14 protein-coding genes and 1 tRNA gene are annotated in these 17,732 nt (G+C 67.8%); 7 read left to right on the forward strand and 8 right to left on the reverse strand.

Features of this window, described 5'->3' with window-relative positions; translation table 11 throughout:
* The first annotated feature begins 11 nt into the window (after positions 1–11).
* Positions 12–515, forward strand: a complete 504-nt coding sequence (gene eco / locus ACV229_RS13430; protein WP_448083612.1) for a serine protease inhibitor ecotin — start codon at positions 12–14, stop codon at positions 513–515.
* Positions 516–731: 216 nt separating this feature from the next.
* Here eco and ACV229_RS13435 read toward each other — a convergent pair.
* Together ACV229_RS13435 and ACV229_RS13440 are read right to left on the reverse strand one after the other, a co-directional pair.
* A tRNA-Arg gene (locus tag ACV229_RS13435) sits at positions 732–806 on the reverse strand.
* Positions 807–936: 130 nt separating this feature from the next.
* A complete protein-coding gene (locus ACV229_RS13440; RefSeq protein WP_124597676.1) occupies positions 937–1,119 on the reverse strand; it encodes a rubredoxin in 183 nt (60 codons plus the stop codon).
* Between the two features lie 199 nt (positions 1,120–1,318).
* Between ACV229_RS13440 and ACV229_RS13445 the strand changes: the two genes are divergently transcribed.
* From ACV229_RS13445 to ACV229_RS13465, 5 genes are all read left to right on the forward strand, one after another.
* Entirely contained in the window at positions 1,319–1,726 is a 408-nt protein-coding gene (locus tag ACV229_RS13445) for a DUF4399 domain-containing protein (RefSeq protein ID WP_448083613.1), read from the forward strand.
* Positions 1,727–1,943: 217 nt separating this feature from the next.
* Positions 1,944–3,890: an ATP-binding cassette domain-containing protein gene (locus tag ACV229_RS13450; RefSeq protein WP_448083614.1), complete on the forward strand. Its 1,947-nt coding sequence runs from the start codon at positions 1,944–1,946 to the stop codon at positions 3,888–3,890.
* Positions 3,891–4,232: 342 nt separating this feature from the next.
* Complete coding sequence (locus tag ACV229_RS13455; RefSeq protein WP_448083615.1) at positions 4,233–6,215, forward strand: DNA topoisomerase IV subunit B; 1,983 nt, start codon at positions 4,233–4,235, stop codon at positions 6,213–6,215.
* A gap of 112 nt (positions 6,216–6,327) precedes the next feature.
* Complete coding sequence (parC, locus tag ACV229_RS13460; protein WP_448083616.1) at positions 6,328–8,649, forward strand: DNA topoisomerase IV subunit A; 2,322 nt, start codon at positions 6,328–6,330, stop codon at positions 8,647–8,649.
* A 271-nt stretch (positions 8,650–8,920) separates the two neighbouring features.
* A complete protein-coding gene (locus ACV229_RS13465) occupies positions 8,921–9,379 on the forward strand; it encodes a CopD family protein (protein WP_448083617.1) in 459 nt (152 codons plus the stop codon).
* A 146-nt stretch (positions 9,380–9,525) separates the two neighbouring features.
* On the opposite strand, the gene ACV229_RS13470 is transcribed toward ACV229_RS13465, so the two are convergent.
* On the reverse strand, positions 9,526–10,410 hold the full coding sequence (locus tag ACV229_RS13470; RefSeq protein ID WP_448083618.1) for a LysR family transcriptional regulator: 885 nt from the start codon (positions 10,408–10,410) through the stop codon (positions 9,526–9,528).
* A gap of 113 nt (positions 10,411–10,523) precedes the next feature.
* On the opposite strand from ACV229_RS13470, the gene ACV229_RS13475 reads away from it, so the two are divergent.
* Positions 10,524–10,961 (forward strand): multidrug/biocide efflux PACE transporter, encoded by a 438-nt coding sequence (locus tag ACV229_RS13475; protein WP_448083619.1) that lies wholly within the window; start codon positions 10,524–10,526, stop codon positions 10,959–10,961.
* A gap of 36 nt (positions 10,962–10,997) precedes the next feature.
* Here ACV229_RS13475 and ACV229_RS13480 read toward each other — a convergent pair whose 3' ends face one another.
* The 5 genes from ACV229_RS13480 to ACV229_RS13500 form a co-directional block, all read right to left on the reverse strand.
* Positions 10,998–12,200, reverse strand: a complete 1,203-nt coding sequence (locus ACV229_RS13480) for a chromate transporter (protein ID WP_448083741.1) — start codon at positions 12,198–12,200, stop codon at positions 10,998–11,000.
* Positions 12,201–12,393: 193 nt separating this feature from the next.
* A complete protein-coding gene (locus ACV229_RS13485; protein ID WP_448083620.1) occupies positions 12,394–14,733 on the reverse strand; it encodes a bifunctional diguanylate cyclase/phosphodiesterase in 2,340 nt (779 codons plus the stop codon).
* Between the two features lie 210 nt (positions 14,734–14,943).
* On the reverse strand, positions 14,944–15,888 hold the full coding sequence (locus ACV229_RS13490) for a PhzF family phenazine biosynthesis protein (protein ID WP_448083621.1): 945 nt from the start codon (positions 15,886–15,888) through the stop codon (positions 14,944–14,946).
* Positions 15,889–15,901: 13 nt separating this feature from the next.
* Positions 15,902–16,360, reverse strand: coding sequence for a RidA family protein (locus ACV229_RS13495; RefSeq protein ID WP_448083622.1), 459 nt, complete (start codon positions 16,358–16,360; stop codon positions 15,902–15,904).
* 41 nt (positions 16,361–16,401) lie between these two features.
* Positions 16,402–17,583, reverse strand: a complete 1,182-nt coding sequence (locus ACV229_RS13500) for an aminotransferase-like domain-containing protein (RefSeq protein ID WP_448083623.1) — start codon at positions 17,581–17,583, stop codon at positions 16,402–16,404.
* Between the last annotated feature and the right edge of the window lie 149 nt (positions 17,584–17,732).

The raw sequence follows: 17,732 nt of genomic DNA on the forward strand, positions 1-17,732 counted from the left end.
GGAGCACATCGATGAAATTTGCGATCCGGGCCGCACTGGCCGCCGTTTGCGTGATGACCGCCGCCGCTGCATGCGCGGCGGGGCCGGCGTCCGAGCCGGTCGTTCCGGCCGAATCGATCAAGATGTTCCCGCAGCCCGCTGCCGGCCAGCAGCGCGTCGCGATCGCGCTGCCCGCGCTGGCCGACGAAGCCGACGCGCGCGTCGAGCTGATGATCGGCAAGACCCTGCAGACCGACTGCAACCAGCAGTGGTTCGGCGGCGAACTGACGGCCGAGACCGTGCAGGGCTGGGGCTATTCGTATTACCGGCTATCCGACGTGAAGGGCCCGGCGTCGACGATGATGGCCTGTCCGGGACAGGCGCCGCGCGAACGGTTCGTGCAGGTGCGCGGCGACGATCAGCTGCTGCGCTACAACAGCCGGCTGCCGATCGTCGTGTATGTGCCGAACGGTTTCGAAGTGCGGTATCGCGTGTGGCATGCGTCGAAGGACGTGAAGCACGCGGTCGAGCAGTGACGCGCTGACTGGTTGTGCCGTGCCGGCATCGCGATGCCGGCGCGGTGAGCCGCGACCAGATGAGGTCTATCCGTGGCGGACTGCGGTGGTGAGCGCCAATGCAGGGTCGCGGCGTTCGACGCGGTTGCCGTGTCGTGCATGCGCGCTGCGCGATGAGTGCGGAATGGGGGAATCGACGGGCGTGGCCGGTGTCGGCGGCGTGTGCAGAGACATCGCTGGTCCCCCCGACAGGAATCGAACCTGTATCTAGCGCTTAGGAGGCGCTTGTTCTATCCATTGAACTACGGGGAGCCTGCGGATCCGGCGTCGCGCGCGGCGCGGACCGGACAGCGGTGTGGACAGCGCGCAGAGTATAGCAAACGCGCGTTCGCCTCGACAGACGGAATACGGGCCGATACGAGCGCGCCGCGCGCTCAGGCCATCAGAAATCGACGACGACGAAGTCTTCCTTGCTCACGTCACACAACGGGCAGCGCCAGTCTGCAGGAATGTCGGCGAACCGGGTGCCGGGCGCGATGCCCTCGTCGGGCAGCCCTTCCGCTTCGTTGTAGACCCACCCGCAAATCAGGCAGACCCAGCTCTGGTATTCGGTCACTTCGCTCATGTCGCGCTCAGGATGATGAAATCAGGGAATTGCCGTCCGCGGCCTGGCCGGCGGACGAAAGGCGCAATGGTACCGTAATTTCGCCGAACTTGGCCGCAACGTCGTTTTAAACGTGCGCATCGCGAACAGCGCGGCCGAAACACGCGCGCCTTGTGTGCGGTGTATGCTTCCCGGGCTGTCCAATCATAAGGAGAAAACGATGCTCAACAGAAAGTGGATCGCGGGTGCGGTGTGCGTGGCCGCGATGGCCGTGTCGGTGGCGGCGCGGGCCGAGTCGCGCGTGTACTTCGTCGAGCCGCAGGACGGCGCGACCGTGTCGAACCCCGTGCACGCGAAGTTCGGTCTCGAGGGCGACATCGCGCTGCGACCGGCCGGCGACATGACGCCGCATACCGGTCACCACCACTTGCTGATCGACGGCGGGCCGATTCCGAAGGGTGAGGTGATTCCGGCTTCCGAGCGTTCGCTGCACTTTGGCAAGGCCCAGACCGAAACCGACATCAAGCTGCCGCCGGGCCAGCATACGCTGACGCTGCAGTTCGGCGATGGCGCGCACCGGTCGTATGGTCCCGAGCTGAGCCGGACCATCACCGTCAACGTCAAGTAAGCGGGCGCACCTGTACGGGCGGCTCGGCCGTCGCTGCGAGGCGCGCGCACCCGCCATCCGCAACCAGTCGTCCCGAACCGCCGCCCGCCGGCCCGCGCGCGCCGGCCCGCAACCGGCCTGCACGGCCGGTCTTGCGGCATCATCCGTTCGGCCATGCCGGCGGCGGCCCCGCCACCGGTACAATGAGCGCTTCCGATTTCTCTTCGCCGTCTTCCCCATGTCGCTTTATTCCATTACCGGCGCGCAGCTCGCGTTCGGTCACGTCGCGTTGCTCGATCACGCGGATTTCTCGCTCGAGGCCGGCGAGCGCGTCGGCCTGATCGGCCGCAACGGCGCGGGCAAGTCGTCGCTGCTGAAGATCGTCGCCGATCTCGCGCGGCCCGATGACGGCCTCGTCACGCGCCAGCAGGAGCTCGTGACCGTCTACGTGCCGCAGGAACCCGAATTCGAGCCCGGCGCGACCGTATTCGACGCGGTTGCGTCGGGCCTCACGCATGCGCGCGCGCTGCACGACGAATACGACGCGATCGCGCACCGCCTCGCGGAGACGCCCGAAGGCGCCGAGCACGACGCGCTGCTCGCGCGAATGAACGCGCTGCAGTCGTCGCTCGACGCGACCGACGCATGGAACTGGCGCACGCGCGTGTCGATGACGCTCGCGCAGATCGGCCTGGCCGACGTCGATGCGCCCGTCGACGCGCTGTCGGGCGGGATGCAGAAGCGCGTCGCGCTCGCCCGCGCGCTCGTCGTGCAGCCCGACGTGCTGCTGCTCGACGAGCCGACCAACCACCTCGACTTCGACGGCATCCGCTGGCTCGAGGAGCTGCTCGTCACGCAGCGCGCAGGGCTTTTCTTCATCACGCACGATCGCGCGTTCCTCGACCGCGTCGCGACGCGCATCGTCGAACTCGATCGCGGCCGCCTGCTGTCGTATCCGGGCAATTTCTCCGCGTACCAGACGCGCAAGGCGCAGCAGCTCGAAGTCGAGCGCGTCGAGAACGAGAAATTCGACAAGCTGCTCGCGCAGGAAGAAGTGTGGATCCGCAAAGGCGTCGAGGCGCGCCGCACGCGCAGCGTCGGCCGCATCGCGCGCCTCGAGCAGATGCGCCGCGAACGCTCGGAGCGCCGCAACGCGCAGGGCAACGTGAAGCTCGATGTCGCGCAGGGCGACAAGTCCGGCAAGATCGTCGCGGAACTGACCGACGTGACGAAACGCTATGGCGGCCGCACGATCGTCGACCGCTTCTCGACGACCGTGATGCGCGGCGACAAGATCGGTTTCGTCGGCCCGAACGGCGCGGGCAAGACCACGCTGCTCAAGCTGATCCTCGGCGAGCTGAAGCCGGACGAAGGCACGGTGCGCACCGGCACGAACCTGCAGGTCGCGTACTTCGACCAGATGCGCGCGCAGCTCGATCAGGAGATGAGTCTCGCGGACACGATCAGCCCCGGCAGCGAATGGGTCGAGATCGCCGGCAACCGCAAGCACGTGATGAGCTATCTCGGCGACTTCCTGTTCGCGCCGGAACGCGCGCGCTCGCCGGTGAAATCGCTGTCGGGCGGCGAGCGCAACCGCCTGCTGCTCGCGCGCCTGTTCGCGCGGCCGGCCAACGTGCTGGTGCTCGACGAACCGACCAACGACCTCGACATCCCGACGCTCGAGCTGCTCGAGGAACTGCTGACCGACTATGACGGCACCGTGCTGCTCGTCAGCCACGACCGCGCGTTCCTCGACAACGTCGCGACGTCGGTGATCGCGTCCGAAGGCGACGGCAAGTGGCGCGAATACGTCGGCGGCTTCACCGACTGGCAGATCCAGAGCGAGCGCGCGCAGCAGCTCGCGCAGCAGGACGCCGCGAAGCGCGCGACGAAGGAAGCCGCGCCCGTCAAGGAAGAGCCGGCCAAGAGCGCGGCGGGCCGCAACGCGCAGCGCACCGTGAAGCTGTCGTTCAACGAACAGCGCGAGCTCGATGCGTTGCCGGACCGGATCGCGACGCTCGAGGAAGAGCAGAAGACGATCGGCGCACAGCTCGAGGACGGCTCGATCTTCGCGAAGGACCCGCAGGAAGGCACACGCCTGACCGAGCGCTTCGCGGCGATCGACGACGAGCTGCTCGCCGCGCTCGAACGGTGGGAGACGCTCGAAGCGAAGCGCAAGCCGTGAAGCGCGGTGGGGCGGTCATTCGCCGGGTGGCGATCCGCGGGGTGGCCATCCATGTGGTGGTCACACGTGCGGCGGCCCTTCGCGGCGATCCCCGTGCCGGTGCCGCAGCGCGTCGCGCGTCGGCACCGGGCCGACCCGCTATTCGCCGGACGGCGCGTCGCGCGGAACCAGTAGAATACGGCCCGTTTCGGGCTGCGCGGCGCACGCTGCGCGCCCGCTTTCGGAGCAGTCCAAGCACACCGTTGTTTCGATTCGCTTTTTTACGGAACTCAACGTTTTGTCCACGACGTTGTCCACACGAGATGTGGACAACGTCCCGATGAATGACGAACATCAGCGCCTATGTCAACGAAGAAGCCCAGCGCGGCCTATAGCGAAGCATCGATCAAGGTGCTCAAGGGTCTCGAGCCGGTCAAGCAGCGGCCCGGCATGTACACCCGTACCGAGAATCCGCTGCACATCATCCAGGAAGTCATCGACAACGCGTCGGACGAGGCGCTCGGCGGCTACGGCAAGCAGATCACCGTGACGCTGCACGCGGATCACTCCGTGTCCGTCGAGGACGACGGTCGCGGCATTCCGTTCGGCCTGCATCCCGAGGAAGGCGTACCGGTCGTCGAGATCGTGTTCACGCGCCTGCACGCGGGCGGCAAGTTCGACAAGGCCGCGGGCGGCGCCTATACGTTCTCGGGCGGCCTGCACGGCGTCGGCGTGTCGGTGACGAACGCGCTCGCGACGCGTCTCGACGTCACCGTCTGGCGTGACGGCAGGATCGCCGAGCTGGGCTTTGCGGACGGCGACGTCGTGAAGCCGCTCGCGACGCAAGGCGCGGGCCGCGGCGAAAAGAAATCCGGCACGCGCGTGCAGGTGTGGCCGAATCCGAAATATTTCGATTCGCCGAACCTGCCGACGGGCGAATTGCAGCGCCTGCTGCGCTCGAAGGCCGTGCTGCTGCCGGGCGTCGAAGTCGTGCTCGTCAACGAGAAGACCGGCGAGCGCCAGAGCTGGAAATACGAGGACGGCCTGCGCGGCTACCTGCTCGACGAGATGAACGGCAGCGAGCTGCTGATCCCGCTGTTCGAGGGCGAGCGCTTTGCCGATTCGCGCTCGGGCGACGACACGTTCGCCGAAGGCGAGGGCGCGTCGTGGGTTGTCGCATGGAGCGAGGAAGGCTCGCTCGTGCGCGAGTCGTACGTGAACCTGATCCCGACGCCGGCCGGCGGCACGCACGAATCGGGGCTGCGCGACGGCCTCTACCAGGCGGTGAAGAGCTTCGTCGAGCTGCACAACCTGCAGCCGAAGGGCGTGAAGCTGCTCGCGGAAGACGTGTTCGCGCGCGTGTCGTTCGTGCTGTCCGCGAAGGTGCTCGATCCGCAGTTCCAAGGCCAGATCAAGGAACGCCTGAACAGCCGCGATGCGGTGAAGCTCGTGTCGTCGTTCTCGCGCCCGGCGCTCGAACTGTGGCTGAACCAGCACGTCGAGCACGGCAAGAAGCTCGCGGAGCTCGTGATCAAGCAGGCGCAGGCGCGCACCCGCGCCGGCCAGAAGGTCGAGAAGCGCAAGAGCTCGGGCGTCGCGGTGCTGCCCGGCAAGCTGACGGACTGCGAGACCGAGGACATCGTGCGCAACGAGCTGTTCCTCGTCGAGGGCGACTCGGCGGGCGGCTCCGCGAAGATGGGCCGCGACAAGGAATACCAGGCGATCCTGCCGCTGCGCGGCAAGGTGCTGAATACGTGGGAAACCGAGCGCGACCGCCTGTTCGCGAACAATGAAGTGCACGACATTTCGGTCGCGATCGGCGTCGATCCGCACAGCCCGGACGACGGCGTCGACCTGTCGAACCTGCGCTACGGCAAGATCTGCATCCTGTCGGACGCGGACGTCGACGGCTCGCACATCCAGGTGCTGCTGCTCACGCTGTTCTTCAAGCACTTCCCGCAGCTGATCGAGCGCGGCCATGTGTTCGTCGCGCGGCCGCCGCTGTTCCGCGTCGATGCGCCCGCGCGCGGCAAGAAGCCCGCGCAGAAGCTCTACGCGCTCGACGACGGCGAGCTCGAAGCGATCCTCGACAAGCTGCGCAAGGACGGCGTGCGCGACACGCAGTGGAGCATCAGCCGCTTCAAGGGGCTCGGCGAAATGAGCGCCGAGCAGCTGTGGGACACGACGATGAACCCCGACACCCGCCGCCTGATGCCGGTGAAGCTCGGCGAACTCGACTACGAGGCCACCGTCGCGCGGATGACGATGCTGATGGGCAAGGGCGAGGCGGCCGCACGGCGCGGCTGGCTCGAGGAAAAGGGCAACGACGTCGAAGCCGACATTTAAAGCGCCCCGGAACGGGGCAGGAAGATGCGGGGCAACCCGGCGTCTTCCTGCGGAGCACGGCCCGGCGTGACGCCCGGCCCTGTCTCGCGCCACCTACGAACACGGAAAACAGATGGACGACAACACTCCCGATCTCTTTGCCGGCTCCGACGCGCCCGGGAGCGACGCGCTGACGCTCGGCAACTACGCGGAGCAGGCGTATCTCAGCTATGCGGTCAGCGTCGTGAAGAGCCGCGCGCTGCCGGACGTCTGCGACGGCCAGAAGCCGGTGCAGCGCCGGATCCTGTACGCGATGAACGAAATGGGCCTCGGCCCCGACGCGAAGCCGGTGAAGTCGGCGCGCGTGGTCGGCGACGTGCTCGGCAAATACCACCCGCACGGCGACCAGTCCGCGTACGACGCGCTCGTGCGTCTCGCGCAGGATTTCTCGCTGCGCTACCCGCTGATCGACGGGCAGGGCAACTTCGGCTCGCGCGACGGCGACGGCGCGGCGGCGATGCGCTACACCGAAGCGCGCCTCACGCCGATCTCGAAGCTGCTGCTCGACGAGATCGACCAGGGCACGGTCGATTTCATGCCGAACTACGACGGCTCGTTCGAAGAGCCGAAGACGCTGCCGAGCCGCATGCCGTTCGCGCTGCTGAACGGCGCATCGGGCATCGCGGTCGGCCTCGCGACGGAAATCCCGTCGCACAACCTGCGCGAAGTCGCTGCGGCGGCGGTTGCGCTGATCCGTCATCCCAAGCTCACGCATGCGGAGCTGATGACGCACATCCCCGGCCCGGACTTCCCGGGCGGCGGCCAGATCATCTCGAGCGACGCGGAAATCTCGGCGGCCTACGAGTCGGGCCGCGGCAGCCTGAAGGTGCGCGCGCGCTGGAAGATCGAGGACCTCGCGCGCGGCCAGTGGCAGCTCGTCGTCACCGAGCTGCCGCCGAACACGTCGGGCCAGAAGGTGCTCGAGGAAATCGAGGAGCTGACGAACCCGAAGCTCAAGCTCGGCAAGAAGACGCTGACGCCCGAGCAGCTCAACACGAAGAAGGCGATGCTCGACCTGCTCGACGCGGTGCGCGACGAGTCGGGCAAGGAAGCGGCCGTGCGGCTCGTGTTCGAGCCGAAGTCGCGCACGATCGACCAGACCGAGTTCGTGAACACGCTGCTCGCATACACGAGCCTCGAATCGAACGCGGCGCTGAACCTCGTGATGATCGGCGCCGACGGCCGGCCGGGCCAGAAGGGGTTGCTGACGATCCTCGACGAGTGGGTGAAGTTCCGCCAGCTCACGATGACGCGCCGTTGCCGCCACCGTCTCGCGAAGGTCGACGACCGGATCCACATCCTCGAAGGGCGGATGATCGTCTTCCTGAACATCGACGAGGTGATCCGCATCATCCGCGAGTCGGACGAGCCGAAGGCCGCGCTGATGAGCGCGTTCGGCCTCACCGAGCGCCAGGCCGACGACATCCTCGAAATCCGCCTGCGTCAGCTCGCGCGGCTCGAGAAGATCAAGATCGAGAAGGAGCTCGAGGCACTGCACGACGAGAAGGCAAAGCTCGAGGAGCTGCTCGCCAACGAAAACGCGATGAAGCGGCTGATGATCAAGGAGATCGAGGCCGACGCGAAGCAGTACGGTGACGAACGTCGCACGCTGATCCAGCAGGAAAAGCGCGCGACGTTCGAGGCGAAGGTCGTCGACGAGCCGGTGACGGTCGTCGTGTCGCAGAAGGGCTGGGTGCGCGCGCTGAAGGGCCACGGTCTCGATCCGGCGAGCTTCTCGTTCAAGGCCGGCGACACGCTGTACGCGGCGTTCCAGTGCCGCACGCCCGACAAGCTGATCGCATGGGGCAGCAGCGGCCGCGTGTATTCGGTCGACGTGTCGGTGCTGCCGGGCGGCCGCGGCGACGGCGTGCCCGTCACGTCGCTGATCGAGCTCGAATCGGGCTCGCACCTGATGCATTACTACGCGGCGCCGGCGGAACAGCAACTGCTGCTCGCATCGAGCAACGGCTTCGGCTTCCTCGCGAAGGTCGGCGATATGGTGAGCCGCGTGAAGGCCGGCAAGTCGTTCATGACGATCGATGCCGGCGCGACGCCGCTTGCGCCGATGCCGGTGCTGCCGAACGCCACGCAGGTCGCGTGCCTGTCGAGCGGCGGGCGGCTCCTCGTGTTCGGCATGGACGAGATGAAGACCCTGTCGGGCGGCGGCCGCGGCGTGATCCTGATGGCGCTCGACGACAAGGAGACCCTCGTGCAGGCGCTCGCGATCGATCCGGCCGGCGTCGTGCTGATCGGCACCGGCCGTGGCGGCAAGATCATGGACGAGACGCTGTCGTACGCGGGGCTCGCGCCGCACGTCGGCAAGCGCGCGCGCAAGGGCCGCGCGCCGGACACGAAGCTCAAGGTCGTCAACGAGCTGCGTCCGCTGCTCGGCTGAGCGCACGTACCGGCGGCATCCCGGGGCCGCACGGCTGCTTCGGCTGCCGTGCGGCCTTTTTCATCGGCGATGCGCGGCGCCGTCACGCAGCACTTGCAAAATAGTGTGAAATTTCGGCGAGGGCCTGAACCGCATCGCAGCGCGTCTGTCGAACGTCGCTTGATGCCGCGCGCATCGACCTGCCGGCCGGTGCGCGTCGCTTGCATGGCCTCGCCGGGCCGTCGGATGCGCGGGCGGTTCGCCGCATTCAACCCAGAACAGGATTGTCACCATGTCCCACGCCATCGCCGTCGCGTTGTTTCTCCATCTGCTGGCCGTCGCCGTGTGGGTGGGCGGGATGGTGTTCGCCAACTTCTGCCTGCGTCCGGCGCTGTCGGACCTGTCGCCGCAGTTGCGGCTGCCGCTGATCGAGGGTGTGTTCGGCCGCTTCTTCAACTGGGTGGCCGCCGCGGTGATCGTGATCCTGCTGTCCGGCGGCTTCCTGCTGATGCAGTTCGGCGGCGCGCACGCGACCTGGTCACTGCATGCGATGGCCGGCCTCGGCGTCGTGATGATGCTGATCTTCGGTCACATCCGCTTCGCGCTGTTCCCGCGCATCCGCCGCGCGGTGCAGGCGCAGAACTGGCCTGACGGTGCGCGTGCGGTGAACGCGGTGCGGCTGCTCGTCGTCGTCAACCTCGTGCTCGGGGTCGTGACGATCGGCGCGGCCGTGCTGTCGCGCGGCTTCTGACGCGCGGTTTCTGATGCACGGTCTTTGACGCGCTTCTCGCGCGATGTGCGGGCTGGTGTGCGAGCGGTGTATGGGCGGTGTATGGGCGGCTTGCGCGCGTGCCGCACGGTTCGGCCGCGGGCGTCCACCGATGTCCGCCGCACCGCTCACGCAGCCAGCATCGCGTCGAGCAGCCAAGCGCCGGCGGGGCCGAGCGGCCGGCTGCGCGACCACACCGCATCGACCCGCACCCGGCGCGGCCAGCCGCGCGCGCGCAGTTCGCAGAGTCGGTCGCGCGCGAAATGCTCGACCATCCAGCGGGGCAGTTCTGCCCACCCGAATCCCAGCACCGCCATCTCCAGCAGCATCAGGTAGCTCGGCGCCGACCAGCGGTGCGTGCCGGCGACGATCAGGCCGTCCGCGTCGCGGCCGTCCGGGCTCGCGTACGTATTGAGGCGCAGCTCGCGCGCATCGCGCAGCGCCGCGTGCGGCACCGCGGCGTCGCCGCAGGCGGCGAGCGGGTGCGTGCGTCCGACGAAGAGCCCGATTTCCGATTCCTCCGCGATCGTCGCCGCGCCGATGTCGGCCGGGTACGCCGCGCGCGCGGCCATCAGCCCGAGCTGCGCGCGGCCCTGCTGGATCAGGTCCAGCACGTCCTCGTGCTCCGCGATCTGGCATTCGAGTTCGAGCGCCGGAAAGCGCTGCTCGAGCGCGGTCAGCGTCTCCTCGTAGCGTTTCGACTGATAGGTGTCGGACACGACCAGCGTCAGGCGCGCCTCTTCGCCGCGGGCGAGCCGTGCGGCGGTGCGGTCGATCGCCGCGCCGGCCTCGAGCGCGCGCTGCACATGCGGCAGCAGCGCGCGCCCGCCGTCGGTCAGCGTCGGCGTGCGCGTCGAGCGGTCGAACAGCTGCACGCCGAGATCGATTTCAAGGTTCGCGATCGCTTCCGACACTGTCGACTGGCGCTTGCCGAGCTTGCGCGCGGCGGCGGTGAACGAGCCGAGCAGCGCGGCTTCGGCGAACGCGAGCAAGGCTTCGGGGGCGTGGCGCATATGGGGCTCCTTGCAACGTCTTATCGGAAAAACCGATGATAACCAATTGGATTCATCTGCTCCGGCCGATCAGAATGGCAGCCATGGATCACATTCCGGATCGGAGGTTTGCAATGAAACATCCCAATAAAACGGTGACGGAACGACTCGTGCATGCGCTGACGTTCGAACTGGTCGCGATCGCGCTGTGCGCGCCGATCGGCGCGTGGCTGCTCGACATGCCGATGTCGCATGTGGGCGCGTTGACGGTGATGGTGTCGCTGATCGCGATGGCGTGGAACATGACGTTCAACACGCTGTTCGACCGGCTCGAGCGCCGTTTCGGGCTCGTGCGCAATCTCGGCATGCGGATCGTGCATGCGGTCGTGTTCGAACTGGGGCTCGTCGCGATGGTGGTGCCGCTTGCCGCGTGGTGGCTCGGAATCGGCCTCGTCGAGGCGCTGCTGCTCGACCTCGGCATCGTGCTGTTCTTCCTGCCTTACACGTTCTGCTTCAACCTCGCGTACGACCAGCTGCGCGCACGCTGGATCGCACGGCGCGTCGCGGCATGATGCCCGTGATGCCCGTGAGTCCCGGGCGGTCGCCGCTCAGTGCGCGGCCGCCCACAGCCACGCGCCGCACGCGATCGCGACCGCGCCGTACACGACGAACACGGGCACCCTGAAGCGCGCGAAGCACAGCGTCGCGAACGCGCCCGTGATCCAGTAGATCGGATCGGCGGGCTCGCGGTGCAGGATCTTCACGACCGCGACGACGAGAAAGCCGGTCGTCGCTGCGCGCAGCAGGCGCATCCCGTGCTCGAAGCGCGAATGGCGCTTCAGCCGGAAAAGGTGATGCTGCGCGAACACGACGAGGCAGCCGGACGGGATGAAGAGGGCGGCAGTCGCGAGGAGCGCGCCGCGCCAGCCGTCGGTCAGGTAGCCGAGGAACGGCACGACGTTCAGCAGCGGCCCCGGCGACACCGGCGACAGCGCGAAGGCGAGCGTGAAGTCGTGGTCGGAGATCCCCGTCTCGGGCGTGACGAACAGCGCCTTCAGCACCGGCAGCGCGGAGAAGCCCCCGCCGAACAGCGTCATGCCTGCGCCCGCGAGCCGCGGCCACAGCAGCGTCGACTGGTAGTCGCCGGGAATCGGCAGCGCGAACAGCGCGACGAACACCGCGAGCAGCACGAGCAGCTTGCGGTCGCGTCTCGACAGCCGGAGGTCGACCGTCTTGTCCTGCGACGGACCGGTCAGCCAACCCGCTGCAAACGCCGAGAAAAGAATCACGACGAACGTGGCCGGACTATGCGCGAATGCGAGCAGAATCGTCGACAGCGCGGCGATCGCCTGTTCGAGCGGCGCGCGCACGAGCGTGCGCAACTGCTTGACCCACGTGACGCCGATCAGCGCCGCCAGCACCATGCTGAAGTGGTTGAGCATCACCGGCGCGGCCAGCGAGCGCACGAGCGGCGTGCGATAGAAGATCGCGAACAGCGTCATCATCACGAAGAACGGCAGCACGCTCGCGAAGCCGGCGACCCACGCGCCGATGCGGCCGTGCAGCGTCTGGCCGACCTGCACCGCCACGTTGCAGCCGACGGGGCCCGGTACGAGCCACGCGAGCGCGACGAGGTCGCCGAACACATGGGGTTCGATGCGCTGCATCCGGTGCACGTAATACCGCTCGAGCTGCGCCATCATCGCAAGCCCGCCCCAGGACATCGCGGAAATGCCCGCAACGACCTTGAACAGGCTCCAAAGGGAACCCTGCTCGACGCGTTCTGCGGCTTCGGCTTCGACGCTCGTCATGGATGGGTAGCAGTGCGGGTTCATGCGATTCCGGATGGGCCTTCGCAAACCGGCATGCGGACCTCGGACGTACTAGTCCGTATTATTTTCCGATGTGCGGCGCAACGCAGCCATGCGCAAAAACGCTAGTAAACGAACTAAACAATCAGGTCGGGGAACGAAACAATCCGGCCATCCTGCGATGGCGGGGCGCTCAGGTGCCCGTATGGCCCGTTGCGCGGTGCGGGACGAGGTGCGGATGCTCGCCGCGCACGCCGAAGCGCGCCAGCAGCGACGGGATCGCGTCCGCGCGCACGGGGCGCGAGAACAGGAAGCCTTGCGCCTCGATCTCCCCGAGCGCGGACAGCCACGCGACCTGCTCTTCGGTCTCGGTGCCTTCGACGACCACCGTCAGCCCGAGCGAACGGGCGAGGTGCACGATTGACGCCACCATCACGCACACGCTTCGGTCGTTCGGGATCGCCTGCACGAACGAGCGGTCGACCTTCAGCGTATCGACGGAGAAGCGGTGCAGGTACGACAGCGACGAGTAGCCGGTGCCGAAATCGTCGAGTGCGATGCGGATGCCGAGCTTCTTGAGCGCGACGATCTTCTCGGATACGAGCTCCGGATATTCCATCATCGCGGTCTCGGTAATCTCGAGTTCGAGGCGGCCCGCGTCGATGCCGGTTTCCAGCAGCGTGCGCGAGATCGTCTCGATCAGGTCGCCGCGCCAGAACTGCACGGGCGAGATGTTGACGGCGAGCGTCAGCGTGCTGTGCCCGTCGTCGCGCCAGCGCGCGATCTGCTCGCACGCGGTGCGGATCACGAAATCGCCGATCGGCACGATGAGGCCCGTTGATTCGGCGATCGAAATGAATTCGTTCGCGGAAATGATCCCGTGCTCCGGATGGTCCCAGCGCGCGAGCGCCTCGAAGCCCGTGATGTAGCGATGCGTGAGGTCGATCTTCGGCTGGTACGCGAGGAACAGCTGTCCCTCGGCGAGCGCGACACGCAGCTGCTGTTCCCAGCGCATCAGGTGGTCGGCGCGATGCGACAGGTGCGGCGCGTAGAACTGGTAGCAATTCTTGCCGGCGTCCTTGGCGCTGTACATCGCGAGGTCGGCCTTCTTCAGCAGGTCGATTTCGCTCTCGTTCGCGACCGTGTGCAGCGCGATGCCGATGCTCGCATGCAGTACGAACGAGCTGCCGCGCACGTCGAACGGCTCGCCGAACATCCGGATGATCGCCTCGGCGAGGCGCACCGCGCGCCGCTCGACATCGTCGCCCTTCATCACGACGACGAACTCGTCGCCGCCGATCCGCGCGAGCGCGCCTTCGTCGCCGACAGCATCCGACAGGCGCGACGCGGTCATCTGCAGCACGATGTCGCCGGCGTTGTGGCCGAGCGTGTCGTTGACGGTCTTGAAGTTGTCGAGGTCGATGAACAGCAGGCCGAGCCGCGACAGGCTGGCCGGCATCGACACGTCGTTGCGCAGCCCGCGCAGCGTCGCGTAGCGGTTCGCGAGGCCCGTGAGCAGGTCGTACTCCGCGAGCTGGGTCATTTCGCGCTCGCGGCCGAGCAGCTTGCCGATGAGCCCCGTCGCGACACCGAAGAACGCAAGCATCGCGAGCGTGATGAAGCTCGTCATCAGCAGGTAGACGTTGCGCGTGTGGCTGTAGTCGGAGAATTCCTCGGTCTGCGACAGGCCGACGATCACCGCGAGCGGATAGCCGTCGAGATGGCGGTACGACACGATGCGCGTGACGCCGTCGATCGGGTCGAGGATCGTGCCCGACGTCCGTTCGGCGACCGGATAGACGCCCGACGCCGAGAACGCGCCCGGTGCGTTGTTCACCGACCCCGTGCGCCGCGCGAGCACGGCGCCGGTATCGGACACCACCGCGATCACGCCTTCCTTGCCGATCGCCGCGTTGTTGTAGAAGTCGTTCGTGAAGTAGCTCGGATCCTCGGACACGACCACGACGCCCGCGAAGCTGCCGTCCGGGTTGTTCAGGCGCCGCGTCATCTGCAGCGTCCAGTGGCCCGACACGCGGCCGAGCACGGGCTTGCTGATGTAGAGCTGGTTGTCGTTGTGCTTCAGGTGCACCTTGAAGTGCTCGCGGTCGGACAGGTCGATCGGCTTCGGATTGCGCTCGGCCGTGTTCGCGAACAGGATCCCCTTCGCGTTGACGAGCGACACCTGGATCAGCGTATCGCTCGGCACGACGCCTTTTTCGACGGCGCTCGCGAGGTTGAAGCGCGCGGGCGCCTTCTCGAACTCGAACTTGACGAAGCGGGTGATCTGGTCGACCTGGTGGATCGCCTTCACCGTGTGCTGCTCGAGCGCGGACGACAGGATCGCTGCGGACGCGGCCGCCTCCTTGTACGCGCTGTCCTTCTCGACCGACAGCCGCGCGATGATCACGGCCCACAGCAGCGCGAGCGCGATCATCCCGAGCAGCGGGATCGCGAATAGCGCCCGGCGGCGCGATTTGCGCGGGGCGCGCAGCGGTCGCGTCGACGGCGAATGGGATGACCGGGCGGAACTCATCGAAGGGTACGGCGTCCTGGCGCGCGTGTGCCGTCCACTCGGGATGGCTGGATATGGGGTCGCGTCAGTCTGTTCGTCTGCGGAATACGCATCTGTGGACAGACCCCCGTGCGACGGATTAGGCCCGATATTACTGGTTGGAGGATTTTTGCGATAGTTCGGCTAAGGATAGCGCCGGCGGGCGCGGCGCGCATGGCGCGCCGCGAAAAATCAGAGGGAAGTGCGGACGGCCGCCCCGCGGATGGCCGCTCCGCGGATGGCCGCCCCACGGATGGCCGCCCCACGGAAGGTGCCGTCGACGATCGTGACGACATGGCCGCCGATCCAGGTCGCGCCGGCATCGTCGTCGTAGGTGACGGCGATCCGGCCGTCGCGGCCGACCGCCGTGCCCTGGCGGGCCGTGTACGACGGGCCGGGGCGGCGCTGCTGGCGGGTCAGCAGCCCGGCCAGCGCGGCGTTCGCGCTGCCGGTGACGGGATCCTCGCCCATGCCGAAACCGCCGCCCGTCATCAGGCAGCGGATCTCGAACGTTGCCGGGCCGCCCGGCGGGTGCGGCGCGTAGACCGCCAGCCCGTGCGTGCCGTAGCGATGCGTGAGCGCTTCGAGCGCCGCCGGGTCCGGCGCGAGGCCGATGCACGCGGCGGCCGACTTCAGCCGCACGACGAGCCACGGCGCGCCGTTGTCGACCGCGCACGGTTCGGCATCCAGGTCCACGTCGGCGGAGCGCAGCGCCGCCTCGAGCACCGGGTAGTCGGCGCGCGCGAGCGGCGTGACCCGCGCGGGCGGCGCCGCGAACGCCCAGCCGTCCGCCTGCTCGCGCAGCACGACCTGGCCGACCCCGCACTGCTGGATCAGCCGGCCCGGCGTGCGCGGCACGCCGCCGGCTTCGAGAAACGCGTGCGCGGTGCCGAGCGTCGGGTGGCCCGCGAACGGCAGCTCGCCACCCGGCGTGAAGATCCGCACGCGGTAATCGGCGTCCGGGTCGGTCGGGGCGCAGAGGAACGTTGTCTCCGACAGGTTCGTCCAGCGGGCGATCTCGCGCATCGCGTCGTCGCCGAGCGCGTCGGCATCGAACACCACGGCGAGCGGATTGCCCTTGAACGGCACCGACGTGAACACGTCGACCTGCTTGAAGCGGGCGAGGCGGCCGGACATCGTGACGCCGGCGTTACGCGACTTCGGCGATCATTTCGATCTCGACGCACGCGCCGAGCGGGATCTGCGCGACGCCGAACGCCGAGCGCGCATGCTTGCCCGCGTCGCCGAACACGTCGGCGATCAGCTCGGACGCGCCGTTGGTCACGAGGTGCTGCTCGGTGAAGTCGAGCGTCGAGTTCACGAGGCTCATCAGCTTGACGATGCGCGTGACCTTGTTCAGGTCGCCCGTGTGCGCGTGCAGCGTCGCGAGCAGGTCGATCGCGATCGCGCGCGCGGCGGCCTTGCCGTCTTCGGTCGTGAGGTCGGCGCCGAGCTTGCCGGCCCAGACCTTGCCGTCCTTCTTCGCGATGTGGCCGGACAGGTACACGGTGTTGCCGCTCTGCGCGCTCATCACGTATGCGGCAGCCGGTGCGCCGGCGGTCGGGAGCTCGATGCCGAGCGACTTCAGTTTGTCGTAGACGTTTGCCATCTGTTCGATTCCTCGTTGTGAGTCGTGAAAGGACAGGGGGATCAGAGACGCTCGCGCAGCAGCTTGCCGAGCCGCGCGACGCCTTCTTCGATCTTCTCGGGCGGTACCGTCACGAACGACAGGCGCAGCGTGTCCTGCTGCGCGTCGTTCGCGAAGAACGGCGCGCCCGGCACGAATGCGACGTGGTTCGCGATTGCCGCCTCGAGCAGCTTCATGCTGTCGATCTGCTGCGGCAGCTTCACCCAGATGAACATCCCGCCTTCCGGGCGGTTCCACGTGACGCCTTCGGGCATGTGGCGCGCGAGCGCGCCGAGCATCGCCTCGCATTGCGCGCCGTACAGCTGGCGGATCGTCGGGATGTGCTCGTCGAGGAAGCCGTCCTTGATCACTTCGTGCGCGATGCGCTGCGTGAGCGTCGGCGTGTGCAGGTCGGTCGCCTGCTTCGCCTGCACGAGCTTGTAGTGCAGTTCCTCGGGCGCGATGATGTAGCCGATTCGCAGGCCCGGCGCGAGCACCTTCGAGAACGTGCCGAGGTGCACGACGTGGTCGGGCGCCATCGACAGCATCGTCGGCAGCGGCTCGCCCTGGTAGTTGAGCGCGCCGTACGGGTCGTCCTCCAGCACCGGGAACGGGCTCGTCTGCGCGAACGCGGCGAGCGCGCGACGGCGCTCGACGGGCAGGCGGCGGCCGGTCGGGTTCTGGAAGTTCGGCTGCGCGTACAGCAGGCGCGCGCCTTGCGTCAGGTCGGGGGTGAGGCCTTCGGGCAGCAGGCCCTGCTCGTCGGTCGGCACCTGCACGTAGCGCGGCTCGTACAGCGAGAACGACTGCAGTGCGCCGAGGTAGGTCGGGGTTTCGACGAGGATCGGGCTGCCGGGGTCGACGAGCGCCTTGCCGAGCAGGTCGAGCGCTTGCTGCGAGCCGGTCGTGATCAGCACCTGCGACACGCGCACGCTGTAGCGCTCGGCGATCCACTCGCGCAGCGGCAGGTAGCCTTCGGTCGCGCTGTACTGCAGCGCGGCGGCCGGCGCATCGCGCAGCACGCGGTCGGCGGCCGCGCGCATGCGCTCGGCCGGGAAGGTGGCGGGAGCGGGCAGGCCGCCGGCGAACGAGATGACTTCCGGACGCTCGGTGACTTTCAGGATCTCGCGGATCGCAGAGCTCGTAAGCTTGCGGGCGCGTTCGGAAAGCTGCCAGTGCGGGGGATGCAGATCGCTCGGATTCATATGTCTCCTCGTTCGGATATCAGGGTCAGTCATGATGGTCGGCCGGGCCGGTCGCTTCGACGAAGCCGGGTAGGCTGGGTCGATGGCGATCGGTCAGGCGCGGCCGGGTGGGCAAAACCGGTCAGGCAAAACGGTCATTATGGCTCACC

It is taken from the genome of Burkholderia sp. MR1-5-21 (assembly GCF_053427715.1).